This is a genomic window from Escherichia sp. WS1368 (assembly GCF_046487485.1).
Classification (GTDB): Bacteria; Pseudomonadota; Gammaproteobacteria; order Enterobacterales; family Enterobacteriaceae; genus Escherichia; species Escherichia coli.
This window is the reverse complement of the sequence record NZ_JBJQJI010000006.1, coordinates 112660-131818: the sequence shown is the minus strand read 5'-3', so window position 1 is coordinate 131818 and position 19159 is coordinate 112660. Positions and strand designations below refer to the sequence as shown.

Sequence of the window (19159 nt, the reverse complement as noted above, 5' to 3'; positions counted from 1 at the left end):
AATCAATAAAGGACTTCTGTATGAGTCATACAGAAAGAACAGGATATTAAATGAATAAGAAATCGTTATGGAAGCTAATTCTGATATTAGCAATCCCATGTATTATTGGCTTTATGCCAGCTCCAGCAGGATTAAGCGAACTGGCGTGGGTGCTTTTTGGTATTTACCTGGCGGCCATTGTGGGGCTGGTTATCAAGCCTTTCCCGGAACCTGTCGTACTGTTAATTGCCGTCGCCGCATCGATGGTAGTGGTGGGTAACTTATCAGGTGGGGAATTTAAAACCACCGCCGTATTAAGCGGTTACTCTTCCGGTACCACCTGGCTGGTGTTTTCTGCGTTTACTTTAAGCGCCGCGTTTGTAACCACAGGCTTAGGTAAACGTATTGCCTATCTGCTGATTGGTAAAATTGGTAGCACTACCCTGGGTCTGGGTTACGTTACGGTATTTCTCGATCTGGTACTGGCTCCGGCAACACCGTCTAACACCGCGCGTGCGGGCGGCATTGTGTTACCGATCATCAACAGCGTGGCGGTGGCTTTGGGGTCAGAACCGGAAAAAAGTCCGCGTCGTGTCGGACATTACCTGATGATGTCCATTTACATGGTCACCAAAACCACCAGCTATATGTTCTTTACCGCAATGGCGGGGAACATTCTGGCGCTGAAAATGATCAACGACATTCTGCACCTGCAAATTAGCTGGGGTGGATGGGCGCTAGCCGCCGGATTGCCTGGCATCATTATGCTGCTGGTCACCCCGCTGGTGATTTACACCATGTATCCACCAGAAATTAAGAAGGTGGATAACAAAACCATCGCTAAAGCGGGCCTTGCCGAACTGGGACCGATGAAAATCCGCGAAAAAATGCTGCTCGGTGTCTTTGTGCTGGCGCTGCTGGGCTGGATTTTCAGTAAGTCTCTGGGGGTTGATGAATCCACCGTGGCAATCGTTGTTATGGCAACTATGCTGCTGCTGGGTATCGTTACCTGGGAAGACGTGGTTAAAAATAAAGGCGGCTGGAATACCTTAATCTGGTACGGCGGTATTATCGGCTTAAGCTCCTTATTATCGAAAGTTAAATTCTTCGAATGGTTAGCTGAAGTCTTTAAAAATAACCTGGCATTTGATGGTCACGGGAACGTTGCTTTCTTCGTTATTATTTTCCTCAGCATCATCGTGCGTTATTTCTTCGCTTCTGGTAGTGCCTATATCGTTGCCATGTTACCGGTATTTGCCATGCTGGCGAATGTCTCCGGCGCACCGTTAATGTTAACCGCGCTGGCACTGTTGTTCTCTAACTCCTATGGCGGCATGGTTACTCACTATGGCGGCGCGGCAGGTCCGGTCATCTTTGGCGTGGGTTACAACGATATTAAATCCTGGTGGTTGGTCGGTGCGGTACTGACGATATTAACCTTCCTGGTGCATATCACCCTCGGCGTGTGGTGGTGGAATATGCTGATCGGCTGGAACATGCTGTAAATATACTCGTCATACTTCAAGTTGCATGTGCTGCGTCTGCGTTCGCTCACCCCAGTCACTTACTTATGTAAGCGCCTGGGGATTCACTCTCTTGTCGCCTTCCTGCAACTCGAATTATTTAGAGTATATCCATTTATTATCTTTCTGCGCACTTTCCGGTGCGCAGATATCTGGAGCATTTGATGATCAAGTTATCTGAAAAAGGCGTGTTTCTCGCCAGTAATAACGAAATAATTGCCGAAGAACATTTCACCGGCGAAATTAAAAAAGAAGAAGCCAAAAAAGGCACTATTGCCTGGTCTATTCTCTCTTCTCATAATACGTCCGGAAATATGGATAAACTTAAAATTAAGTTTGATTCATTAGCCTCTCACGATATTACCTTTGTTGGTATTGTACAGACCGCTAAAGCGTCCGGTATGGAACGTTTCCCGCTGCCGTATGTGCTGACCAACTGCCATAACTCACTCTGCGCCGTCGGCGGCACTATTAACGGTGATGATCATGTTTTTGGTTTATCGGCAGCCCAGCGTTATGGCGGTATTTTTGTGCCTCCGCACATTGCGGTCATCCATCAATATATGCGTGAGATGATGGCAGGCGGCGGCAAAATGATCCTCGGGTCAGACAGCCATACCCGTTACGGTGCGTTAGGGACAATGGCGGTTGGCGAGGGCGGCGGCGAGTTGGTAAAACAACTGCTTAATGACACCTGGGATATCGACTATCCGGGCGTGGTTGCGGTGCATCTGACCGGAAAACCTGCGCCGTATGTGGGGCCGCAGGATGTGGCGCTGGCTATCATCGGTGCCGTGTTCAAAAACGGTTACGTCAAAAACAAAGTGATGGAGTTCGTAGGTCCCGGTGTTGCAGCGCTCTCTACCGATTTCCGCAACAGCGTTGACGTGATGACCACTGAAACGACCTGTTTAAGTTCTGTCTGGCAAACCGATGAAGAAGTCCATAACTGGCTGGCGTTGCACGGTCGCGGCCAGGATTACTGCCAGCTTAACCCTCAACCAATGGCGTACTACGATGGCTGCATCAGCGTTGATTTAAGCGCCATCAAACCAATGATTGCGCTGCCGTTCCACCCGAGCAACGTCTATGAAATCGACACGCTGAACCAGAACCTGACCGACATTCTGCGTGAGATTGAAATTGAGTCCGAACGCGTGGCGCACGGTAAAGCCAAACTCTCGCTGCTGGATAAAGTCGAAAACGGTCGCCTGAAAGTGCAGCAGGGGATTATCGCGGGCTGTTCTGGCGGTAACTACGAAAACGTCATCGCGGCGGCGAATGCACTGCGCGGTCAATCCTGTGGCAATGACACCTTCTCGCTGGCGGTTTACCCGTCATCACAGCCGGTGTTTATGGATCTCGCCAAAAAAGGTGTGGTCGCAGATTTGATTGGCGCAGGCTCAATCATCAGAACCGCGTTCTGCGGCCCATGCTTTGGCGCGGGCGATACGCCAATCAACAACGGTTTGAGTATTCGCCACACCACGCGTAACTTCCCGAACCGCGAAGGCTCTAAGCCAGCTAATGGGCAGATGTCAGCGGTGGCGTTGATGGACGCTCGTTCTATTGCGGCGACTGCGGCAAACGGTGGCTATTTAACCTCTGCCAGCGAGCTGGATTGCTGGGACAACGTGCCGGAGTACGCCTTCGATGTAACGCCGTATAAAAACCGTGTTTATCAGGGCTTTGTGAAAGGGGCGACCCAGCAACCGCTGATTTACGGACCGAACATTAAAGACTGGCCAGAATTGGGTGCGCTGACTGACAATATCGTCCTCAAAGTGTGCTCGAAGATCCTCGACGAAGTGACCACCACCGACGAACTGATTCCTTCCGGTGAAACCTCTTCTTATCGTTCAAATCCGATTGGTCTGGCGGAGTTTACCCTGTCACGCCGCGATCCAGGTTATGTTGGTAGAAGTAAAGCGACTGCTGAGCTGGAAAATCAGCGTCTGGCGGGAAATGTCAGCGAGCTGACAGAGGTGTTTGCGCGCATTAAGCAGATTGCTGGTCAGGAGCATATTGATCCGCTGCAAACTGAAATTGGCAGCATGGTTTATGCGGTGAAACCAGGCGATGGGTCTGCGCGTGAACAGGCGGCGAGTTGTCAGCGTGTGATTGGCGGTCTGGCGAATATTGCCGAGGAGTACGCGACTAAACGCTATCGTTCTAACGTCATCAACTGGGGGATGTTACCGCTGCAGATGGCGGAAGCACCGAACTTTGACGTAGGTGATTACATTTACATCCCTGGCATTAAAGCAGCGCTGGATAATCCGGGTACGACGTTTAAAGGTTATGTGATCCATGAAGATGCGCCGGTAACGGAAATTACGCTTTACATGGAAAGCCTGACGGCCGAAGAGCGCGAGATTATCAAGGCGGGTAGTTTGATTAACTTCAATAAAAACCGTCAGATGTAAAAAAAGGCGCTATGAAATATAGCGCCCAGTTTCATTAACCCGATGGTTCAGACTATCGGGTTTTCTTTTTTACTTCTTCGCCTCTGCAACCACTTTGCTACCCACGCCGCGGTTATTGTATTCCCACATGCGGTTGTAGTTAGTGTCATTCAGATTGCGCTGTACTTCGTCGTTATCATCAACGTTGCCAGTATTACCCGCAAACGGACGATTGGAAATCACCGCATCGGCCCACGGTTTCGCCGTGTTAAAACCTTCGTTGATGGCGCTATCACGGATCACTACCTGACCGTTGGTATTGGCATCAACATCCAGCGAGCGGCCCAGTTGCGCCACGCCATCCCCGGAAGCATTGAAACGGCTGTTTACGGCGAGGAAACCGTAGTAAATGTTGGACAGCGTAGCCGGTGCAAACACATACGCTTCTTGCTGGGTACGGGAGTTCACCACGCGGAATTCGGTGTTATCGAACACCACTGCGCCGCGACCAGAAACGATATCCACATCCCCTTCAATGTAGCTGTTAGTCACCAGGGTACGCGGCTGACGGTTGCTTTCCAGACGGTTTTGCACACCGCTGTTGGTGACAAAGAAGGTATTCTGGCGACCGAGAATATTGACGTTATTGATCTGCACTTTGTCGCCATCAGTACGCAGTGCCACCGCCGGATGGTTACCCGCATCTACGCTATCGCCCAGTGTGTTTTCGATGGTCAGGTTTTGCAGTTGCAGGCCATTGTTTTGTGACCAGAAGACCGCAGAACAGAGCACGCCAATGCTGTCGCTGCGTTTGCTCTGGCAGCTATCGTACATATACCACGCTGGTTTACCCGGCATATATTTGCCGCGTGGGTTGACGTCGTGACGCCAGTCGGCTGGGCTCATGCCCCCATCAAGGGAAAGCCCAATTTTCACATCAATCGGTTTTTCACCTGTACCGTACAGAGTAATTCCACCCGGAGCGGCAGGGACATACACCGTTCCCTGATACTCACCAGGCATCACGGCAATATACTGGCGCTTGTTGGTACGCTTGATAATTGCCGCATCTACCGCCGCCTGAATCGTGGTATGCGTTACACCTTGAGTACCCGCCGGGCCGACAACAAAGTCAGGTTGTGCAGGCAGGGTAATCGGGGAAGGATTCCACGCTGCAGCACCTGGTGTCAGGGATGCAAAATAGTGTTGAGCATCGAAATTCTGCGCTTCTTTTGCCGACAGAATCGGGCGAGAAGAGGTACCAGGCGCGGTTTGATCAGAAGGACGTTGATCGGGCGGTGTTGAGCTACAGGCGGTCAGCGTCACGCCAAAAGCCAATGCCAGCGCCAGACGGGAAACTGAAAATGTGTTCACAGGTTGCTCCGGGCTATGAAATAGAAAAATGAATCCGTTGAAGCCTGCTTTTTTATACTAACTTGAGCGAAACGGGAAGGTAAAAAGACAAAAAGTTGTTTTTAATACCTTTAAGTGATACCAGATGGCATTGCGCCATCTGGCAGAGTGATTAACTAAACATCGCAGTAATCGAGGCTCTCGCCAGAGAGTGAAAATGAACGTTAAACCCGACCATCGCGCCGCTGGCACCTTCATCGACATCAATACGTTCTACATCCAGCGCGTGAACGGTAAAAATGTAGCGATGGGTTTCGCCTTTCGGCGGCGCTGCGCCATCGTATCCGGTTTTACCAAAGTCGGTACGCGTCTGCAAAACGCCGTCTGGCATTGCTACCAGACCAGAGCCAAACCCTTGCGGTAATACGCGGGTATCCGCGGGTAAATTAACAACTACCCAGTGCCACCAGCCGGAGCCAGTTGGCGCATCCGGGTCGTAGCAGGTGACAACAAAACTTTTCGTTCCCACAGGAACATCATCCCACGCCAGATGCGGTGAAATATTATCGCCATCGTAACCCATGCCGTTAAAGACATGACGATGCGGCAGCTTATCGCCATCGCGTAAATCATTACTGATGAGTTTCATGAGCCCTCCTTTCTTGTTTGCAGAAAGTGTAGCCAGAAACCCTCACGCTAACTTCCCGTTATTGGCAAAAAAATGTTTCATCCTGCACCGCACGATTAACCGCTGCGGTCAGACGCTGCAACTGTTGCGGGAGAATAATATAGGGCGGCATCAGGTAAATCAGTTTGCCAAAAGGCCGGATCCAGACACCCTGTTCGACAAAGAATTTTTGCAGCGCTGCCATATTCACCGGACGAGTGGTTTCGACCACGCCGATTGCCCCCAGTACGCGCACATCGGCAACCATTTCGGCGTCACAGGCGGGGGCAAGTTGCTCGCGTAGCTGCCCTTCAATAGCCGCCACCTGATGCTGCCAGTCGCCAGATTCGAGAATCGCCAGGCTGGCGTTTGCTGCTGCGCAGGCCAGCGGATTGCCCATAAAAGTTGGCCCATGCATAAAGCAGCCGGCTTCGCCGTTACTGATGGTTTCCGCAACCTCGCGCGTGGTGAGCGTGGCGGAAAGGGTCATTGTGCCGCCGGTTAAGGCTTTACCGAGACACAAAATATCCGGCGCGATTTCTGCATGTTCACAGGCAAACAGTTTGCCGGTACGACCAAATCCGGTGGCGATCTCGTCGGCAATCAGCAAGATACCTTCGCGATCGCACATTTTGCGGATTCGTTTTAACCATTCCGGATGGTAGATGCGCATCCCGCCTGCGCCCTGGACAATCGGTTCAATGATCACTGCGGCGATTTCATGACGATGCGCCGCCATCAGGCGGGCAAAGCCCACCATATCGCGTTCATCCCATTCACCATCCAGGCGGCTTTGCGGGGCGGGAGCAAACAAGTTTTCTGGCAGATAGCCTTTCCACAGGCTGTGCATTGAGTTGTCCGGATCGCACACCGACATCGCGCCAAAGGTATCGCCATGATAACCATTGCGGAAGGTCAGAAAACGCTGGCGCGCTTCGCCTTTGGCCTGCCAGTACTGCAACGCCATTTTCATCGCCACTTCTACCGCTACGGAGCCGGAGTCCGCGAGAAAAACGCACTCCAGCGGTTGCGGCGTCATTGCCACCAATTTGCGGCACAGCTCAATGGCGGGCGCATGGGTGATACCGCCAAACATCACATGCGACATAGCATCAATTTGCGATTTCATCGCCGCATTAAGCTGCGGGTGATTGTAACCGTGGATCGCCGCCCACCAGGACGACATACCGTCAACAAGGCGTCTGCCGTCAGACAAAATTAGCTCGCAACCCTCGGCGCTCGCCACCGGATAAACCGGTAGCGGGGAGGTCATGGATGTGTATGGGTGCCAGATATGGCGTTGGTCAAAGGCAAGATCGTCCGTTGTCATAATCGACTTGTAAACCAAATTGAAAAGATTTAGGTTTACGAGTCTACACCGAATTAACAACAAAAAACACGTTTTGGAGAAGCCCTATGGCTCACCGCCCACGCTGGACATTGTCGCAAGTCACAGAATTATTTGAAAAACCGTTGCTGGATCTGCTGTTTGAAGCGCAGCAGGTGCATCGTCAGCATTTCGATCCACGTCAGGTGCAGGTCAGCACTTTGCTGTCGATTAAGACCGGAGCTTGTCCGGAAGATTGCAAATACTGCCCGCAAAGCTCGCGCTACAAAACCGGGCTGGAAGCCGAGCGGTTGATGGAAGTTGAACAGGTGCTGGAGTCGGCGCGCAAAGCGAAAGCGGCAGGATCGACGCGCTTCTGCATGGGCGCGGCGTGGAAGAATCCCCACGAACGCGATATGCCCTACCTGGAACAAATGGTGCAGGGAGTAAAAGCGATGGGGCTGGAGGCGTGTATGACGCTGGGTACGTTGAGTGAATCTCAGGCGCAGCGCCTTGCGAACGCCGGGCTGGATTACTACAACCACAACCTCGACACCTCGCCGGAGTTTTACGGCAATATCATCACCACGCGTACCTATCAGGAACGCCTCGATACGCTGGAAAAAGTGCGCGACGCCGGGATCAAAGTCTGCTCGGGCGGCATTGTGGGCTTAGGCGAAACAGTAAAAGATCGCGCCGGATTATTGCTGCAACTGGCAAACCTGCCAACGCCGCCGGAAAGCGTACCAATCAACATGCTGGTGAAGGTGAAAGGCACGCCGCTTGCTGATAACGATGATGTCGATGCCTTTGATTTTATTCGCACCATTGCAGTTGCGCGGATCATGATGCCGACCTCTTACGTACGCCTTTCTGCCGGACGCGAGCAGATGAACGAACAGACTCAGGCGATGTGCTTTATGGCTGGCGCAAACTCGATTTTCTACGGTTGCAAACTGCTGACCACGCCGAATCCGGAAGAAGATAAAGACCTGCAACTGTTCCGCAAACTGGGGCTAAATCCGCAGCAAACTGCCGTGCTGGCGGGCGATAACGAACAACAGCAGCGTCTGGAGCAGGCGCTGATGACCCCGGACACTGACGAATATTACAACGCGGCAGCACTATGAGCTGGCAGGAGAAAATCAACGCGGCGCTCGATGCGCGGCGTGCTGCCGATGCCCTGCGTCGCCGTTATCCAGTGGCGCAAGGAGCCGGACGCTGGCTGGTGGCGGACGATCGCCAGTATCTGAACTTTTCCAGTAACGATTATTTAGGTTTAAGCCATCATCCGCAAATTATCCGTGCCTGGAAGCTGAGTGCGGAGCAATTTGGCGTCGGTAGCGGCGGCTCCGGTCACGTCAGCGGTTATAGCGTGGCGCATCAGGCGCTGGAAGAAGAACTGGCCGAGTGGCTGGGCTATTCGCGGGCACTGCTGTTTATCTCTGGTTTTGCCGCTAACCAGGCAGTTATTACCGCGATGATGGCGAAAGAGGACCGTATTGTTGCCGACCGGCTTAGCCATGCCTCATTGCTGGAGGCTGCAAGTTTAAGCCCGTCGCCGCTTCGCCGTTTTGCTCATAACGATGTCACTCATCTGGCGCGACTGCTTGCTTCCCCCTGTCCGGGGCAGCAACTGGTAGTGACAGAAGGCGTGTTCAGCATGGACGGCGATAGTGCGCCACTGGAGGAAATCCAGCAGGTAACGCAACAGCACGATGGCTGGTTGATGGTCGATGACGCCCACGGCACGGGCGTTATCGGGGAGCAGGGGCGTGGCAGCTGCTGGCTGCAAAAGGTAAAACCAGAATTGCTGGTGGTGACTTTTGGCAAAGGATTTGGCGTCAGCGGGGCAGCGGTGCTTTGCTCCAATACGGTGGCGGATTATCTGCTGCAATTCGCCCGCCATCTTATCTACAGCACCAGTATGCCGCCCGCTCAGGCGCAGGCATTACGTGCGTCGCTGGCGGTCATTCGCAGTGATGAGGGTGATGCACGGCGCGAAAAACTGGCGGCACTCATTACGCGTTTTCGTGCCGGAGTGCAGGATTTGCCGTTTACGCTTGCTGATTCATGGAGCGCCATCCAGCCATTGATCGTCGGTGATAACAGCCGTGCGTTACAACTGGCAGAAAAACTGCGCCAGCAAGGTTGCTGGGTCACGGCGATTCGCCCGCCAACCGTACCCGCTGGTACTGCGCGACTGCGCTTAACGCTAACCGCAGCGCATGAAATGCAGGATATCGATAGTCTGCTGGAGGTGCTGCATGACAACGGTTAATAAACAAGCCATTGCAGCGGCATTTGGTCGGGCAGCCGCGCACTATGAGCAACATGCGGATCTACAGCGCCAGAGTGCTGACGTCTTACTGGCAATGCTCCCACAGCGTAAATACACCCACGTACTGGATGCGGGTTGTGGACCTGGCTGGATGAGCCGTCATTGGCGGGAACGTCACGCGCAGGTGACGGCGTTAGATCTCTCGCCGCCAATGCTTGTTCAGGCACGCCAGAAGGATGCCGCAGACCATTATCTGGCGGGAGATATCGAATCCCTGCCGTTAGCGACTGCAACCTTCGATCTTGCATGGAGCAATCTCGCGGTGCAGTGGTGCGGTAATTTATCCACGGCACTCCGCGAGCTGTATCGGGTGGTGCGCCCCGGAGGCGTGGTCGCGTTTACCACGCTGGTGCAGGGATCGTTACCCGAACTGCATCAGGCGTGGCAGGCGGTGGACGAGCGTCCGCATGCTAATCGCTTTTTACCGCCAGATGAAATCGAACAGTCACTGAACGGCGTGCATTATCAACATCATATTCAGCCCATCACGCTGTGGTTTGATGATGCGCTCAGTGCCATGCGTTCGCTGAAAGGCATCGGTGCCACGCATCTTCATGAAGGGCGCGACCCGCGGATATTAACGCGTTCGCAGTTGCAGCGATTGCAACTGGCCTGGCCACAAAAACAGGGGCGATATCCTCTGACGTATCATCTTTTTTTGGGAGTGATTGCTCGTGAGTAAACGTTATTTTGTCACCGGAACGGATACCGAAGTGGGGAAAACCGTCGCCAGTTGTGCACTTTTACAAGCCGCAAAGGCAGTAGGCTACCGGACGGCAGGTTATAAACCGGTCGCCTCTGGCAGCGAAAAGACCCCGGAAGGCTTACGTAATAGCGACGCGCTGGCGTTACAGCGCAACAGCAGCCTGCAGCTGGATTACGCAACGGTAAATCCTTACACCTTCGCAGAACCCACTTCGCCGCACATCATCAGCGCACAAGAGGGCAGGCCGATAGAATCATTGGTAATGAGCGCCGGATTACGCGCGCTTGAACAACAGGCTGACTGGGTGTTAGTGGAAGGTGCTGGCGGCTGGTTTACGCCGCTTTCTGACACTTTCACTTTTGCGGATTGGGTAACACAGGAACAACTGCCGGTGATACTGGTAGTTGGTGTGAAACTCGGCTGTATTAATCACGCGATGTTGACGGCACAGGCAATACAACACGCCGGACTGACTCTGGCGGGTTGGGTGGCGAACGATGTCACGCCTCCGGGAAAACGTCACGCTGAATATATGACCACGCTCACCCGCATGATTCCCGCGCCGCTGCTGGGCGAAATTCCCTGGCTTGCAGAAAATCCAGAAAATGCGGCAACCGGAAAGTACATCAATCTTGCCTTAATGTAGTCATCCTGTACTTGGTTAAATTGCGAGCGAGATCGCGTCTTCGATTGACTGCAATTTAACCAATTAAATTCTAAAAAAATCACGAAAAAAATTTTACCTCCGCATCATGCGGTGAATGTGGGAATTGCCCAGGCGGCGGGGGATAGGGGCTGCAGACAGTTATCCACTATTCCTGTGGATAACCATGTGTATTAGAGTTAGAAAACACGAGGCAAGCGAGAGAATACGCGGCTTGCACGCGAATTGGCGTTAAAGACGGCTCAAAGAAATATCTTTTATTTTTTAACTGGTTAGATAATTGCAATGGCAGTCACTGAAGAGGCATCTCTTGCCATAAAACTGTCATCACTCATCTTGACAAATGTTAAAAAAGCCGTTGCTTTGGGGATAACCCGGTAAGGCCGGAGTTTTATCTCGCCACAGAGTAAATTTTGCTCATGATTGACAGCGGAGTTTACGCTGTAACAGAAATATTATGGTGAGAAACTGTTTTTTTATCCAGTATAATTTGTTGGCATAATTAAGTACGACGAGTAAAATTACATACCTGCCCGCCCAACTCCTTCAGGTAGCGACTCATGAGTAAACCGTTCAAACTGAATTCCGCTTTTAAACCTTCTGGCGATCAGCCAGAGGCGATTCGACGTCTCGAAGAGGGGCTGGAAGATGGCCTGGCGCACCAGACGTTACTCGGTGTAACTGGCTCCGGGAAAACCTTCACCATCGCCAATGTCATTGCTGACCTTCAGCGCCCAACCATGGTACTGGCGCCCAACAAAACGCTGGCGGCCCAACTGTACGGCGAAATGAAAGAGTTCTTCCCGGAAAACGCGGTGGAATATTTCGTCTCCTACTACGACTACTATCAGCCGGAAGCCTATGTACCGAGTTCCGACACCTTCATTGAGAAAGATGCCTCGGTAAACGAACATATTGAGCAGATGCGTTTGTCCGCTACCAAAGCGATGCTGGAGCGGCGTGATGTGGTTGTGGTGGCGTCTGTTTCCGCGATTTATGGTCTGGGCGATCCTGATTTATATCTCAAGATGATGCTCCATCTCACGGTCGGCATGATTATCGATCAGCGCGCGATCCTGCGCCGACTGGCGGAGCTGCAATACGCTCGTAATGATCAGGCATTCCAGCGCGGTACTTTCCGCGTTCGTGGTGAGGTGATAGATATCTTCCCGGCAGAATCGGATGACATTGCACTTCGCGTGGAACTGTTTGACGAGGAAGTGGAACGATTGTCGTTATTTGACCCGCTAACCGGGCAGATTGTTTCCACTATTCCACGTTTTACCATCTACCCGAAAACGCACTACGTCACGCCACGTGAGCGCATCGTACAGGCGATGGAGGAGATCAAAGAAGAACTGGCCGCCAGACGCAAAGTGCTGTTGGAAAACAACAAACTGCTGGAAGAGCAGCGGCTGACCCAGCGTACCCAGTTTGATCTGGAGATGATGAACGAGCTGGGCTACTGTTCGGGGATTGAAAACTACTCGCGCTTCCTCTCCGGTCGTGGACCGGGTGAGCCACCGCCGACGCTGTTTGATTACCTGCCTGCCGATGGGCTGCTGGTCGTCGACGAATCTCACGTCACCATTCCACAAATTGGTGGCATGTATCGCGGTGACCGGGCGCGTAAAGAGACTCTGGTGGAGTACGGCTTCCGCCTGCCATCAGCGCTGGATAACCGTCCGCTGAAATTTGAAGAGTTCGAAGCATTAGCGCCGCAAACCATCTATGTTTCGGCGACGCCGGGTAATTACGAGCTGGAAAAATCCGGTGGTGATGTGGTGGATCAGGTGGTGCGTCCAACAGGCTTACTCGACCCGATTATCGAAGTGCGGCCGGTAGCAACACAGGTGGATGATCTTCTTTCGGAGATTCGTCAGCGAGCGGCAATTAACGAACGCGTACTGGTTACAACTCTGACCAAGCGGATGGCGGAAGATCTCACTGAATATCTCGAAGAACACGGTGAGCGCGTGCGTTATCTTCACTCAGATATCGACACCGTCGAACGTATGGAGATTATCCGCGACTTGCGTCTGGGTGAGTTCGACGTATTGGTAGGGATCAACTTACTGCGCGAAGGTCTGGATATGCCGGAAGTGTCGCTGGTGGCGATCCTCGACGCTGACAAAGAAGGCTTCCTGCGTTCCGAACGTTCGTTGATCCAGACCATTGGTCGTGCGGCACGTAACGTTAACGGTAAAGCGATTCTCTACGGCGATAAGATCACCCCATCAATGGCGAAAGCGATTGGCGAAACCGAACGTCGCCGCGAGAAACAGCAGAAGTACAACGAGGAACACGGCATTACGCCGCAAGGCTTGAACAAGAAAGTGGTCGATATCCTGGCGCTGGGGCAGAACATTGCCAAAACCAAAGCGAAGGGCAGAGGAAAATCGCGCCCGATTGTTGAGCCGGATAATGTGCCGATGGATATGTCGCCTAAAGCGTTGCAGCAGAAGATCCATGAACTGGAAGGGTTGATGATGCAACACGCGCAGAATCTGGAGTTCGAAGAAGCGGCGCAAATTCGTGACCAGTTGCATCAGCTGCGTGAGCTGTTTATTGCCGCGTCGTGACAAGATGAAAAAGCCGGAATGTACTTCCGACTCAGATTAACGATCAAGTCAAAAAAGTGCTCGAACGGTCCCCTCGCCCCTCCGGAGAGAGGGTTAGGGTGAGGGGAACAGGTCGCATTGCACCAGAAGCCTGGTCAGCAATCTCGGCCACATTAACCCAGTGCCTGTAATGCCTTTTCCAGCGCGCTATGCAGCAACTGGCGGTCATGACGATACGGAATATCGCTGGCCTCCAGCACCTCCTGAATCACAATCCGCTCTTTCACCGCCGAGACATCCACTTTGGGCCCGACGATGACCGCATCAATGACCTTTTTACCAACATACTGCTCCATAATTGCCAGCTTGCTTTCCAGCTTCAGATTAGCCGCAGGTAAACTTAACTCACGCCCCAGATTGCCGATATAGACCATCGGCGCTGGCGTGCGGCGTAATGCTTGTGCGATTTCATTCAGCAGCAGAATTGGCATCAGGCTGGTGTAAAAACTGCCAGGCCCAATAATGATGAGATCCGCTTCACTGATAGCGTGAACCGCCTCACGGGTTGCGGGTACATTCGGCGTTAACAATAACTCTTGAATCGGCGCAGTTAACTGGTCGATATTGACCTCGCCGTAAACTTCATGCCCCTGATCGTCAATCGCCATCAGATCAACAGGATGCTCCGACATCGGAATCAAATGTGCGTCCACTTTCAGCAGATTGCGAATCAGATTGATCGCTTCAAGAGGTCGCACGCTAAGGTGATCCAGTGCCTTCAGCATCAGGTTTCCAAGGTTGTGTCCGGAAAGTTCGCCATTACCGCCGAAACGATATTCAAACATTGCGGAAGCGACGCTGGGTTCAGTTATCAGCTGGTTGAGGCAGTTACGCATATCGCCCCAGGCAATACCGCCTTCTGAGCGGCGAATACGCCCCGTCGAGCCACCATTATCCGTGGTGGTGACGATACCCGTTAAACGAGAACCCAAAGACGAAAGTGATGAGAGAACGCGTCCCAGTCCATGCCCTCCGCCGAGAGCAACGACACGATCAAGGTCAGCCAGCGTACGATTGCGCATATAGTTTCCTGGAGTCAGATTATCCGCGCTACAGTAGCGCAAATTGCGGGGAAACAGCAATTAACCTGCCAATATTGAGGATACAAACTATTTTCTTCTACCTCTAAAGGACGATGTACGCTATGCCTTCCTGATGATGTATATCAAAGTAAAACCGCCATTTTCCCTTATTCTGTAGCGAAATAGCACGATCATGACGCTATATACATGATTACATAGCGAAAGTGTGGATGGTAAAAATCTCATTTACACGCTAGTATCGGCTTAACCACTAAACACTCTAGCCTCTGCACCTGGGTCAACTGATACGGTGCTTTGGCCGTGACAATGCTCGTAAAGATTGCCACCAGGGCGAAGGAAGAAATGACTTCGCCTCCCGTATCTGGAAAGGTGTACATGGCTTCACAACTGACTGATGCATTTGCGCGTAAGTTTTACTACTTGCGCCTGTCGATTACCGATGTGTGTAACTTTCGTTGCACCTACTGCCTGCCGGATGGCTACAAACCGAGCGGCGTCACCAATAAAGGCTTTCTTACCGTCGATGAAATTCGCCGGGTTACGCGCGCCTTCGCCAGTCTTGGCACCGAAAAAGTCCGTCTGACAGGTGGTGAGCCGTCTTTACGCCGCGACTTTACCGATATCATCGCCGCTGTGCGGGAAAACGACGCTATCCGCCAGATTGCGGTCACCACCAATGGTTACCGTCTGGAACGCGATGTGGCGAACTGGCGCGATGCTGGACTTACTGGCATCAACGTCAGCGTTGATAGCCTTGACGCTCACCAGTTTCATGCCATTACCGGGCAGGATAAATTCAACCAGGTCATGGCAGGGATCGATGCCGCATTTGAGGCCGGTTTTGAAAAGGTCAAAGTCAATACCGTGCTGATGCGTGATGTTAATCATCATCAGCTCGACACCTTTCTGAACTGGATCCAGCATCGCCCTATCCAGCTGCGTTTCATCGAATTGATGGAAACGGGTGAGGGCAGCGAGCTCTTCCGTAAGCATCACATCTCTGGTCAGGTTCTGCGTGACGAGCTACTGCGTCGCGGCTGGATCCACCAATTACGTCAACGCAGCGACGGTCCCGCGCAAGTCTTTTGTCATCCGGATTACGCCGGAGAGATTGGCCTTATCATGCCGTATGAAAAAGACTTCTGCGCCACTTGCAACCGCCTGCGCGTTTCCTCCATTGGTAAACTCCATCTCTGCCTGTTTGGTGAAGGCGGCGTTAACCTGCGCGATCTGCTGGAAGACGATACCCAGCAACAGGCGCTGGAAGCGCGTATTTCAGCGGCGCTGCGGGAGAAGAAACAGACCCATTTCCTGCATCAAAACAACACCGGTATTACGCAAAACTTATCGTACATTGGCGGCTAAAACGTCAAAAGGAGAGATCAGATGAGTCAGGTAAGCACTGAATTTATCCCGACCCGTATTGCTATTCTTACGGTTTCTAATCGTCGTGGTGAAGAAGACGATACCTCCGGTCACTATCTGCGCGATTCGGCGCAGGAAGCGGGCCATCACGTTGTCGATAAAGCCATTGTGAAAGAAAACCGCTACGCTATTCGCGCTCAGGTATCTGCGTGGATCGCCAGCGACGATGTACAAGTGGTATTGATTACGGGTGGTACTGGCCTGACGGAAGGTGATCAGGCTCCCGAAGCGCTGCTGCCGTTGTTCGACCGTGAAGTTGAAGGTTTTGGTGAAGTGTTCCGGATGTTGTCGTTTGAAGAGATTGGCACCTCAACGTTGCAATCTCGTGCGGTAGCGGGCGTCGCTAACAAAACGCTGATTTTCGCCATGCCGGGTTCGACCAAAGCGTGCCGCACCGCGTGGGAAAATATCATCGCGCCGCAGCTCGATGCCCGTACACGTCCATGCAATTTCCATCCACATTTGAAGAAATAAGTATGTCGCAACTGACCCATATCAACGCCGCTGGCGAAGCACACATGGTGGATGTCTCCGCCAAAGCGGAAACCGTGCGTGAAGCGCGGGCGGAAGCCTTTGTCACCATGCGCAGCGAGACGCTGGCGATGATTATTGATGGTCGCCACCACAAAGGCGACGTATTTGCCACTGCGCGTATCGCCGGTATTCAGGCGGCAAAACGCACCTGGGATCTGATCCCGCTGTGTCACCCGCTGATGCTCAGCAAAGTTGAAGTCAATTTACAGGCCGAGCCGGAGCACAATCGGGTACGTATAGAAACCTTATGCCGCCTGACCGGGAAAACCGGTGTCGAAATGGAAGCGTTAACCGCGGCCTCCGTGGCGGCGCTGACCATTTATGACATGTGCAAAGCGGTGCAAAAAGATATGGTAATTGGTCCGGTACGTTTGCTGGCGAAGAGCGGCGGCAAGTCGGGTGACTTTAAGGTGGAAGCGGATGATTAAAGTTCTTTTTTTCGCCCAGGTGCGCGAGTTGGTGGGAACAGATGCAACCGAAGTGGCTGCGGATTTCCCAACCGTTGAAGCGTTACGCCAACATCTGGCTGCGCAGAGCGATCGCTGGGCGCTGGCGCTGGAAGATGGCAAATTGCTGGCTGCCGTCAACCAGACGCTGGTGAGTCTTGACCATCCGCTGACTGACGGCGACGAAGTGGCTTTCTTCCCGCCGGTAACCGGAGGTTAAGATGGCAGAAACCAAAATTGTTGTCGGCCCGCAGCCATTCAGCGTAGGAGAAGAGTATCCGTGGCTGGCGGAGCGTGATGAAGACGGTGCGGTAGTCACCTTTACCGGTAAGGTGCGCAACCATAACCTTGGCGACAGCGTCAAAGCATTAACCCTCGAACACTATCCGGGGATGACTGAAAAAGCACTGGCAGAAATTGTCGATGAAGCGCGTAACCGCTGGCCGCTGGGGCGCGTCACGGTGATTCACCGCATCGGGGAATTATGGCCGGGCGATGAAATCGTTTTTGTCGGTGTCACCAGTGCGCATCGCAGCAGTGCGTTTGAAGCCGGGCAGTTTATTATGGATTATCTCAAAACCCGCGCACCGTTCTGGAAGCGCGAAGCCACGCCGGAAGGCGACCGCTGGGTCGAAGCTCGGGAGAGCGATCAGCAGGCGGCAAAACGCTGGTAGTTTTTTGTTAGCCGGATAAGGCACCGCTGCGTCCGGCAATTTCACCGCTCAGTACATGCGTTTACGCTGCGTCGATGCACAGCCTCATCATTTTGCAGTATCCTTAAGATATTCCTTATATCTTCAGGAGATCGTCATGGACAGATTCCCACGTTCTGATTCAATTGTACAACCCCGGGCTGGCTTGCAAACTTATATGGCGCAAGTCTATGGCTGGATGACCGTTGGCTTGTTGCTGACCGCATTTGTTGCCTGGTATGCGGCTAATTCCGCGGCCGTGATGGAGCTGTTGTTCACTAACCGTGTCTTTTTAATCGGTCTGATCATCGCGCAATTAGCATTGGTTATTGTGTTATCAGCGATGATTCAAAAGCTGAGCGCAGGTGTAACGACGATGCTCTTTATGCTTTATTCGGCGCTGACGGGTCTTACGCTTTCCAGTATTTTCATTGTCTATACCGCTGCTTCTATCGCCAGTACTTTCGTCGTTACTGCCGGGATGTTTGGCGCAATGAGCCTGTACGGTTACACCACGAAGCGCGATCTAAGCGGCTTTGGCAATATGCTGTTTATGGCGTTAATCGGCATTGTGCTGGCATCGCTGGTCAACTTCTGGCTGAAAAGCGAAGCATTGATGTGGGCAGTTACCTACATCGGCGTGATTGTCTTTGTCGGATTGACGGCGTATGACACTCAGAAATTGAAAAATATGGGTGAGCAGATTGATACCCGCGACACGTCGAACCTGCGCAAATATTCCATTCTTGGCGCGTTAACCTTGTATCTGGACTTCATCAACTTGTTCCTGATGTTGTTGCGGATCTTCGGCAACCGCCGTTAATTCTTTTTCACCATCAATATCCCGGCCATGTGTCGGGATTTTTTTCTTACTAAAAACGACACTTAACAAGTACCAGGTATAAAATATGCCTTATGGCCGAGCGGAAGTGTTTTCCGTATCCATAAATACAAAAATATTTTGTATGCGTGGTTTTAAATTTATTGATGGTGAATATTAATGTTTTTTCTAAGGACAACTAAAAGAATGGAATCATACTCGCAAAACAGCAATAAATTAGATTTTCAGCACGAGGCCAGGATATTAAACGGTATATGGCTCATTACCGCTTTGGGTATGGTGGCAACCGCAGAGCTGGCCCTGGTGATCATCATGGATGCCGCATTAATGAGTGAACGACCCGTTTGGGTAATAAGTTGCTTAATGATAGTGTTATGGTCAGGCATTATCTCGCATGGACGAAATAAGCTCCTTGAACTGGCAGGAAAATGCCATAGCGAAGAGTTGTGGAGTCCGGTTCGTTGCGCTTTTACAGGTGCATTAACACTCTATTACTATTTTATCGGCTTCTTTGGGATACTTGCCGCGATAGCTATAACGCTTGTCTGGCAAAGGCATACGCGTTTTTTTCATTAGTCGTAAATGCACATAC

The 19159-nt window shown here is 52.2% G+C and carries 18 protein-coding genes and 1 riboswitch; of the genes, 14 read left to right on the top strand and 4 right to left on the bottom strand.

All coding sequences use genetic code 11. From position 1 onward, the window contains the following. Positions 1-50 precede the first annotated feature (50 nt). Both ACJHYD_RS13840 and ACJHYD_RS13835 read left to right on the top strand, forming a co-directional pair. Positions 51-1484 carry an anion permease gene (locus ACJHYD_RS13840; protein ID WP_001036491.1) on the top strand — a complete coding sequence of 478 codons (1434 nt, stop codon included), beginning with the start codon at positions 51-53 and terminating at the stop codon, positions 1482-1484. Positions 1485-1666: 182 nt separating this feature from the next. After that, the gene (locus ACJHYD_RS13835; RefSeq protein WP_001550839.1) at positions 1667-3928 is read left to right on the top strand and encodes a hydratase; all 2262 of its coding nucleotides are present in this window, start codon (positions 1667-1669) and stop codon (positions 3926-3928) included. 69 nt (positions 3929-3997) lie between these two features. Here ACJHYD_RS13835 and ACJHYD_RS13830 read toward each other — a convergent pair whose 3' ends face one another. The 3 genes from ACJHYD_RS13830 to bioA all read right to left on the bottom strand — a co-directional run bounded on the left by ACJHYD_RS13830 (position 3998) and on the right by bioA (position 7257). Continuing rightward, the gene (locus ACJHYD_RS13830; RefSeq protein WP_001550840.1) at positions 3998-5281 is read right to left on the bottom strand and encodes a putative acyl-CoA thioester hydrolase; all 1284 of its coding nucleotides are present in this window, start codon (positions 5279-5281) and stop codon (positions 3998-4000) included. 151 nt (positions 5282-5432) lie between these two features. Then, complete coding sequence (locus ACJHYD_RS13825; protein ID WP_000767410.1) at positions 5433-5909, bottom strand: kinase inhibitor; 477 nt, start codon at positions 5907-5909, stop codon at positions 5433-5435. Between the two features lie 58 nt (positions 5910-5967). Beyond that, complete coding sequence (bioA, locus tag ACJHYD_RS13820) at positions 5968-7257, bottom strand: adenosylmethionine--8-amino-7-oxononanoate transaminase (protein ID WP_001550860.1); 1290 nt, start codon at positions 7255-7257, stop codon at positions 5968-5970. A gap of 86 nt (positions 7258-7343) precedes the next feature. Between bioA and bioB the strand changes: the two genes are divergently transcribed. The 5 genes from bioB (at position 7344) to uvrB (ending at position 13547) form a co-directional block, all read left to right on the top strand. Continuing rightward, positions 7344-8384 carry a biotin synthase BioB gene (gene bioB, locus ACJHYD_RS13815; RefSeq protein WP_000951213.1) on the top strand — a complete coding sequence of 347 codons (1041 nt, stop codon included), beginning with the start codon at positions 7344-7346 and terminating at the stop codon, positions 8382-8384. Next, complete coding sequence (gene bioF, locus ACJHYD_RS13810) at positions 8381-9535, top strand: 8-amino-7-oxononanoate synthase (protein ID WP_001550861.1); 1155 nt, start codon at positions 8381-8383, stop codon at positions 9533-9535. Before bioB ends, bioF begins: the two co-directional genes overlap by 4 nt. Continuing rightward, positions 9522-10277: a malonyl-ACP O-methyltransferase BioC gene (bioC, locus tag ACJHYD_RS13805; RefSeq protein ID WP_001550862.1), complete on the top strand. Its 756-nt coding sequence runs from the start codon at positions 9522-9524 to the stop codon at positions 10275-10277. Before bioF ends, bioC begins: the two co-directional genes overlap by 14 nt. Next, positions 10270-10947 (top strand): dethiobiotin synthase, encoded by a 678-nt coding sequence (gene bioD, locus ACJHYD_RS13800; protein ID WP_001550863.1) that lies wholly within the window; start codon positions 10270-10272, stop codon positions 10945-10947. The genes bioC and bioD overlap by 8 nt, the downstream gene beginning before the upstream one ends. Positions 10948-11525: 578 nt before the next feature. Next, positions 11526-13547, top strand: coding sequence for an excinuclease ABC subunit UvrB (uvrB, locus tag ACJHYD_RS13795; RefSeq protein ID WP_000042533.1), 2022 nt, complete (start codon positions 11526-11528; stop codon positions 13545-13547). 152 nt (positions 13548-13699) lie between these two features. On the opposite strand, the gene yvcK is transcribed toward uvrB, so the two are convergent. After that, positions 13700-14608, bottom strand: coding sequence for a uridine diphosphate-N-acetylglucosamine-binding protein YvcK (yvcK, locus tag ACJHYD_RS13790; protein ID WP_001550864.1), 909 nt, complete (start codon positions 14606-14608; stop codon positions 13700-13702). Positions 14609-14872: 264 nt separating this feature from the next. Further along, a riboswitch (molybdenum cofactor riboswitch) is annotated at positions 14873-15017 on the top strand. On the opposite strand from yvcK, the gene moaA reads away from it, so the two are divergent. The 7 genes from moaA to ACJHYD_RS13755 all read left to right on the top strand — a co-directional run bounded on the left by moaA (position 15005) and on the right by ACJHYD_RS13755 (position 19143). Beyond that, a complete protein-coding gene (gene moaA / locus ACJHYD_RS13785) occupies positions 15005-15994 on the top strand; it encodes a GTP 3',8-cyclase MoaA (RefSeq protein WP_001550865.1) in 990 nt (329 codons plus the stop codon). It overlaps the preceding riboswitch by 13 nt. Before the next feature lie 21 nt (positions 15995-16015). Then, the gene (gene moaB, locus ACJHYD_RS13780; RefSeq protein WP_000084639.1) at positions 16016-16528 is read left to right on the top strand and encodes a molybdenum cofactor biosynthesis protein B; all 513 of its coding nucleotides are present in this window, start codon (positions 16016-16018) and stop codon (positions 16526-16528) included. Positions 16529-16530: 2 nt separating this feature from the next. Continuing rightward, entirely contained in the window at positions 16531-17016 is a 486-nt protein-coding gene (gene moaC, locus ACJHYD_RS13775) for a cyclic pyranopterin monophosphate synthase MoaC (RefSeq protein WP_000080885.1), read from the top strand. Then, positions 17009-17254 carry a molybdopterin synthase sulfur carrier subunit gene (gene moaD, locus ACJHYD_RS13770; RefSeq protein ID WP_000598614.1) on the top strand — a complete coding sequence of 82 codons (246 nt, stop codon included), beginning with the start codon at positions 17009-17011 and terminating at the stop codon, positions 17252-17254. The genes moaC and moaD overlap by 8 nt, the downstream gene beginning before the upstream one ends. Position 17255: 1 nt before the next feature. Continuing rightward, the gene (gene moaE / locus ACJHYD_RS13765) at positions 17256-17708 is read left to right on the top strand and encodes a molybdopterin synthase catalytic subunit MoaE (RefSeq protein WP_000852287.1); all 453 of its coding nucleotides are present in this window, start codon (positions 17256-17258) and stop codon (positions 17706-17708) included. Between the two features lie 136 nt (positions 17709-17844). After that, entirely contained in the window at positions 17845-18549 is a 705-nt protein-coding gene (locus tag ACJHYD_RS13760; protein ID WP_000373624.1) for a Bax inhibitor-1/YccA family protein, read from the top strand. A 204-nt stretch (positions 18550-18753) separates the two neighbouring features. Next, a complete protein-coding gene (locus ACJHYD_RS13755) occupies positions 18754-19143 on the top strand; it encodes a hypothetical protein (RefSeq protein WP_000446922.1) in 390 nt (129 codons plus the stop codon). The last annotated feature ends 16 nt before the right edge of the window (positions 19144-19159 follow it).

Excerpts from the sequence above, each read along its gene's own strand:
- ACJHYD_RS13840 (WP_001036491.1), top strand. The coding sequence starts at position 51 with ATGAATAAGAAATCGTTATGGAAGCTAATTCTGATATTAGCAATCCCA.
- ACJHYD_RS13835 (WP_001550839.1), top strand. The coding sequence starts at position 1,667 with ATGATCAAGTTATCTGAAAAAGGCGTGTTTCTCGCCAGTAATAACGAA.
- ACJHYD_RS13825 (WP_000767410.1), bottom strand. The coding sequence starts at position 5,909 with ATGAAACTCATCAGTAATGATTTACGCGATGGCGATAAGCTGCCGCAT.
- bioA (WP_001550860.1), bottom strand. The coding sequence starts at position 7,257 with ATGACAACGGACGATCTTGCCTTTGACCAACGCCATATCTGGCACCCA.
- bioB (WP_000951213.1), top strand. The coding sequence starts at position 7,344 with ATGGCTCACCGCCCACGCTGGACATTGTCGCAAGTCACAGAATTATTT.
- bioF (WP_001550861.1), top strand. The coding sequence starts at position 8,381 with ATGAGCTGGCAGGAGAAAATCAACGCGGCGCTCGATGCGCGGCGTGCT.
- bioC (WP_001550862.1), top strand. The coding sequence starts at position 9,522 with ATGACAACGGTTAATAAACAAGCCATTGCAGCGGCATTTGGTCGGGCA.
- uvrB (WP_000042533.1), top strand. The coding sequence starts at position 11,526 with ATGAGTAAACCGTTCAAACTGAATTCCGCTTTTAAACCTTCTGGCGAT.
- yvcK (WP_001550864.1), bottom strand. The coding sequence starts at position 14,608 with ATGCGCAATCGTACGCTGGCTGACCTTGATCGTGTCGTTGCTCTCGGC.
- moaA (WP_001550865.1), top strand. The coding sequence starts at position 15,005 with ATGGCTTCACAACTGACTGATGCATTTGCGCGTAAGTTTTACTACTTG.
- moaB (WP_000084639.1), top strand. The coding sequence starts at position 16,016 with ATGAGTCAGGTAAGCACTGAATTTATCCCGACCCGTATTGCTATTCTT.
- moaC (WP_000080885.1), top strand. The coding sequence starts at position 16,531 with ATGTCGCAACTGACCCATATCAACGCCGCTGGCGAAGCACACATGGTG.
- moaD (WP_000598614.1), top strand. The coding sequence starts at position 17,009 with ATGATTAAAGTTCTTTTTTTCGCCCAGGTGCGCGAGTTGGTGGGAACA.
- moaE (WP_000852287.1), top strand. The coding sequence starts at position 17,256 with ATGGCAGAAACCAAAATTGTTGTCGGCCCGCAGCCATTCAGCGTAGGA.
- ACJHYD_RS13760 (WP_000373624.1), top strand. The coding sequence starts at position 17,845 with ATGGACAGATTCCCACGTTCTGATTCAATTGTACAACCCCGGGCTGGC.
- ACJHYD_RS13755 (WP_000446922.1), top strand. The coding sequence starts at position 18,754 with ATGGAATCATACTCGCAAAACAGCAATAAATTAGATTTTCAGCACGAG.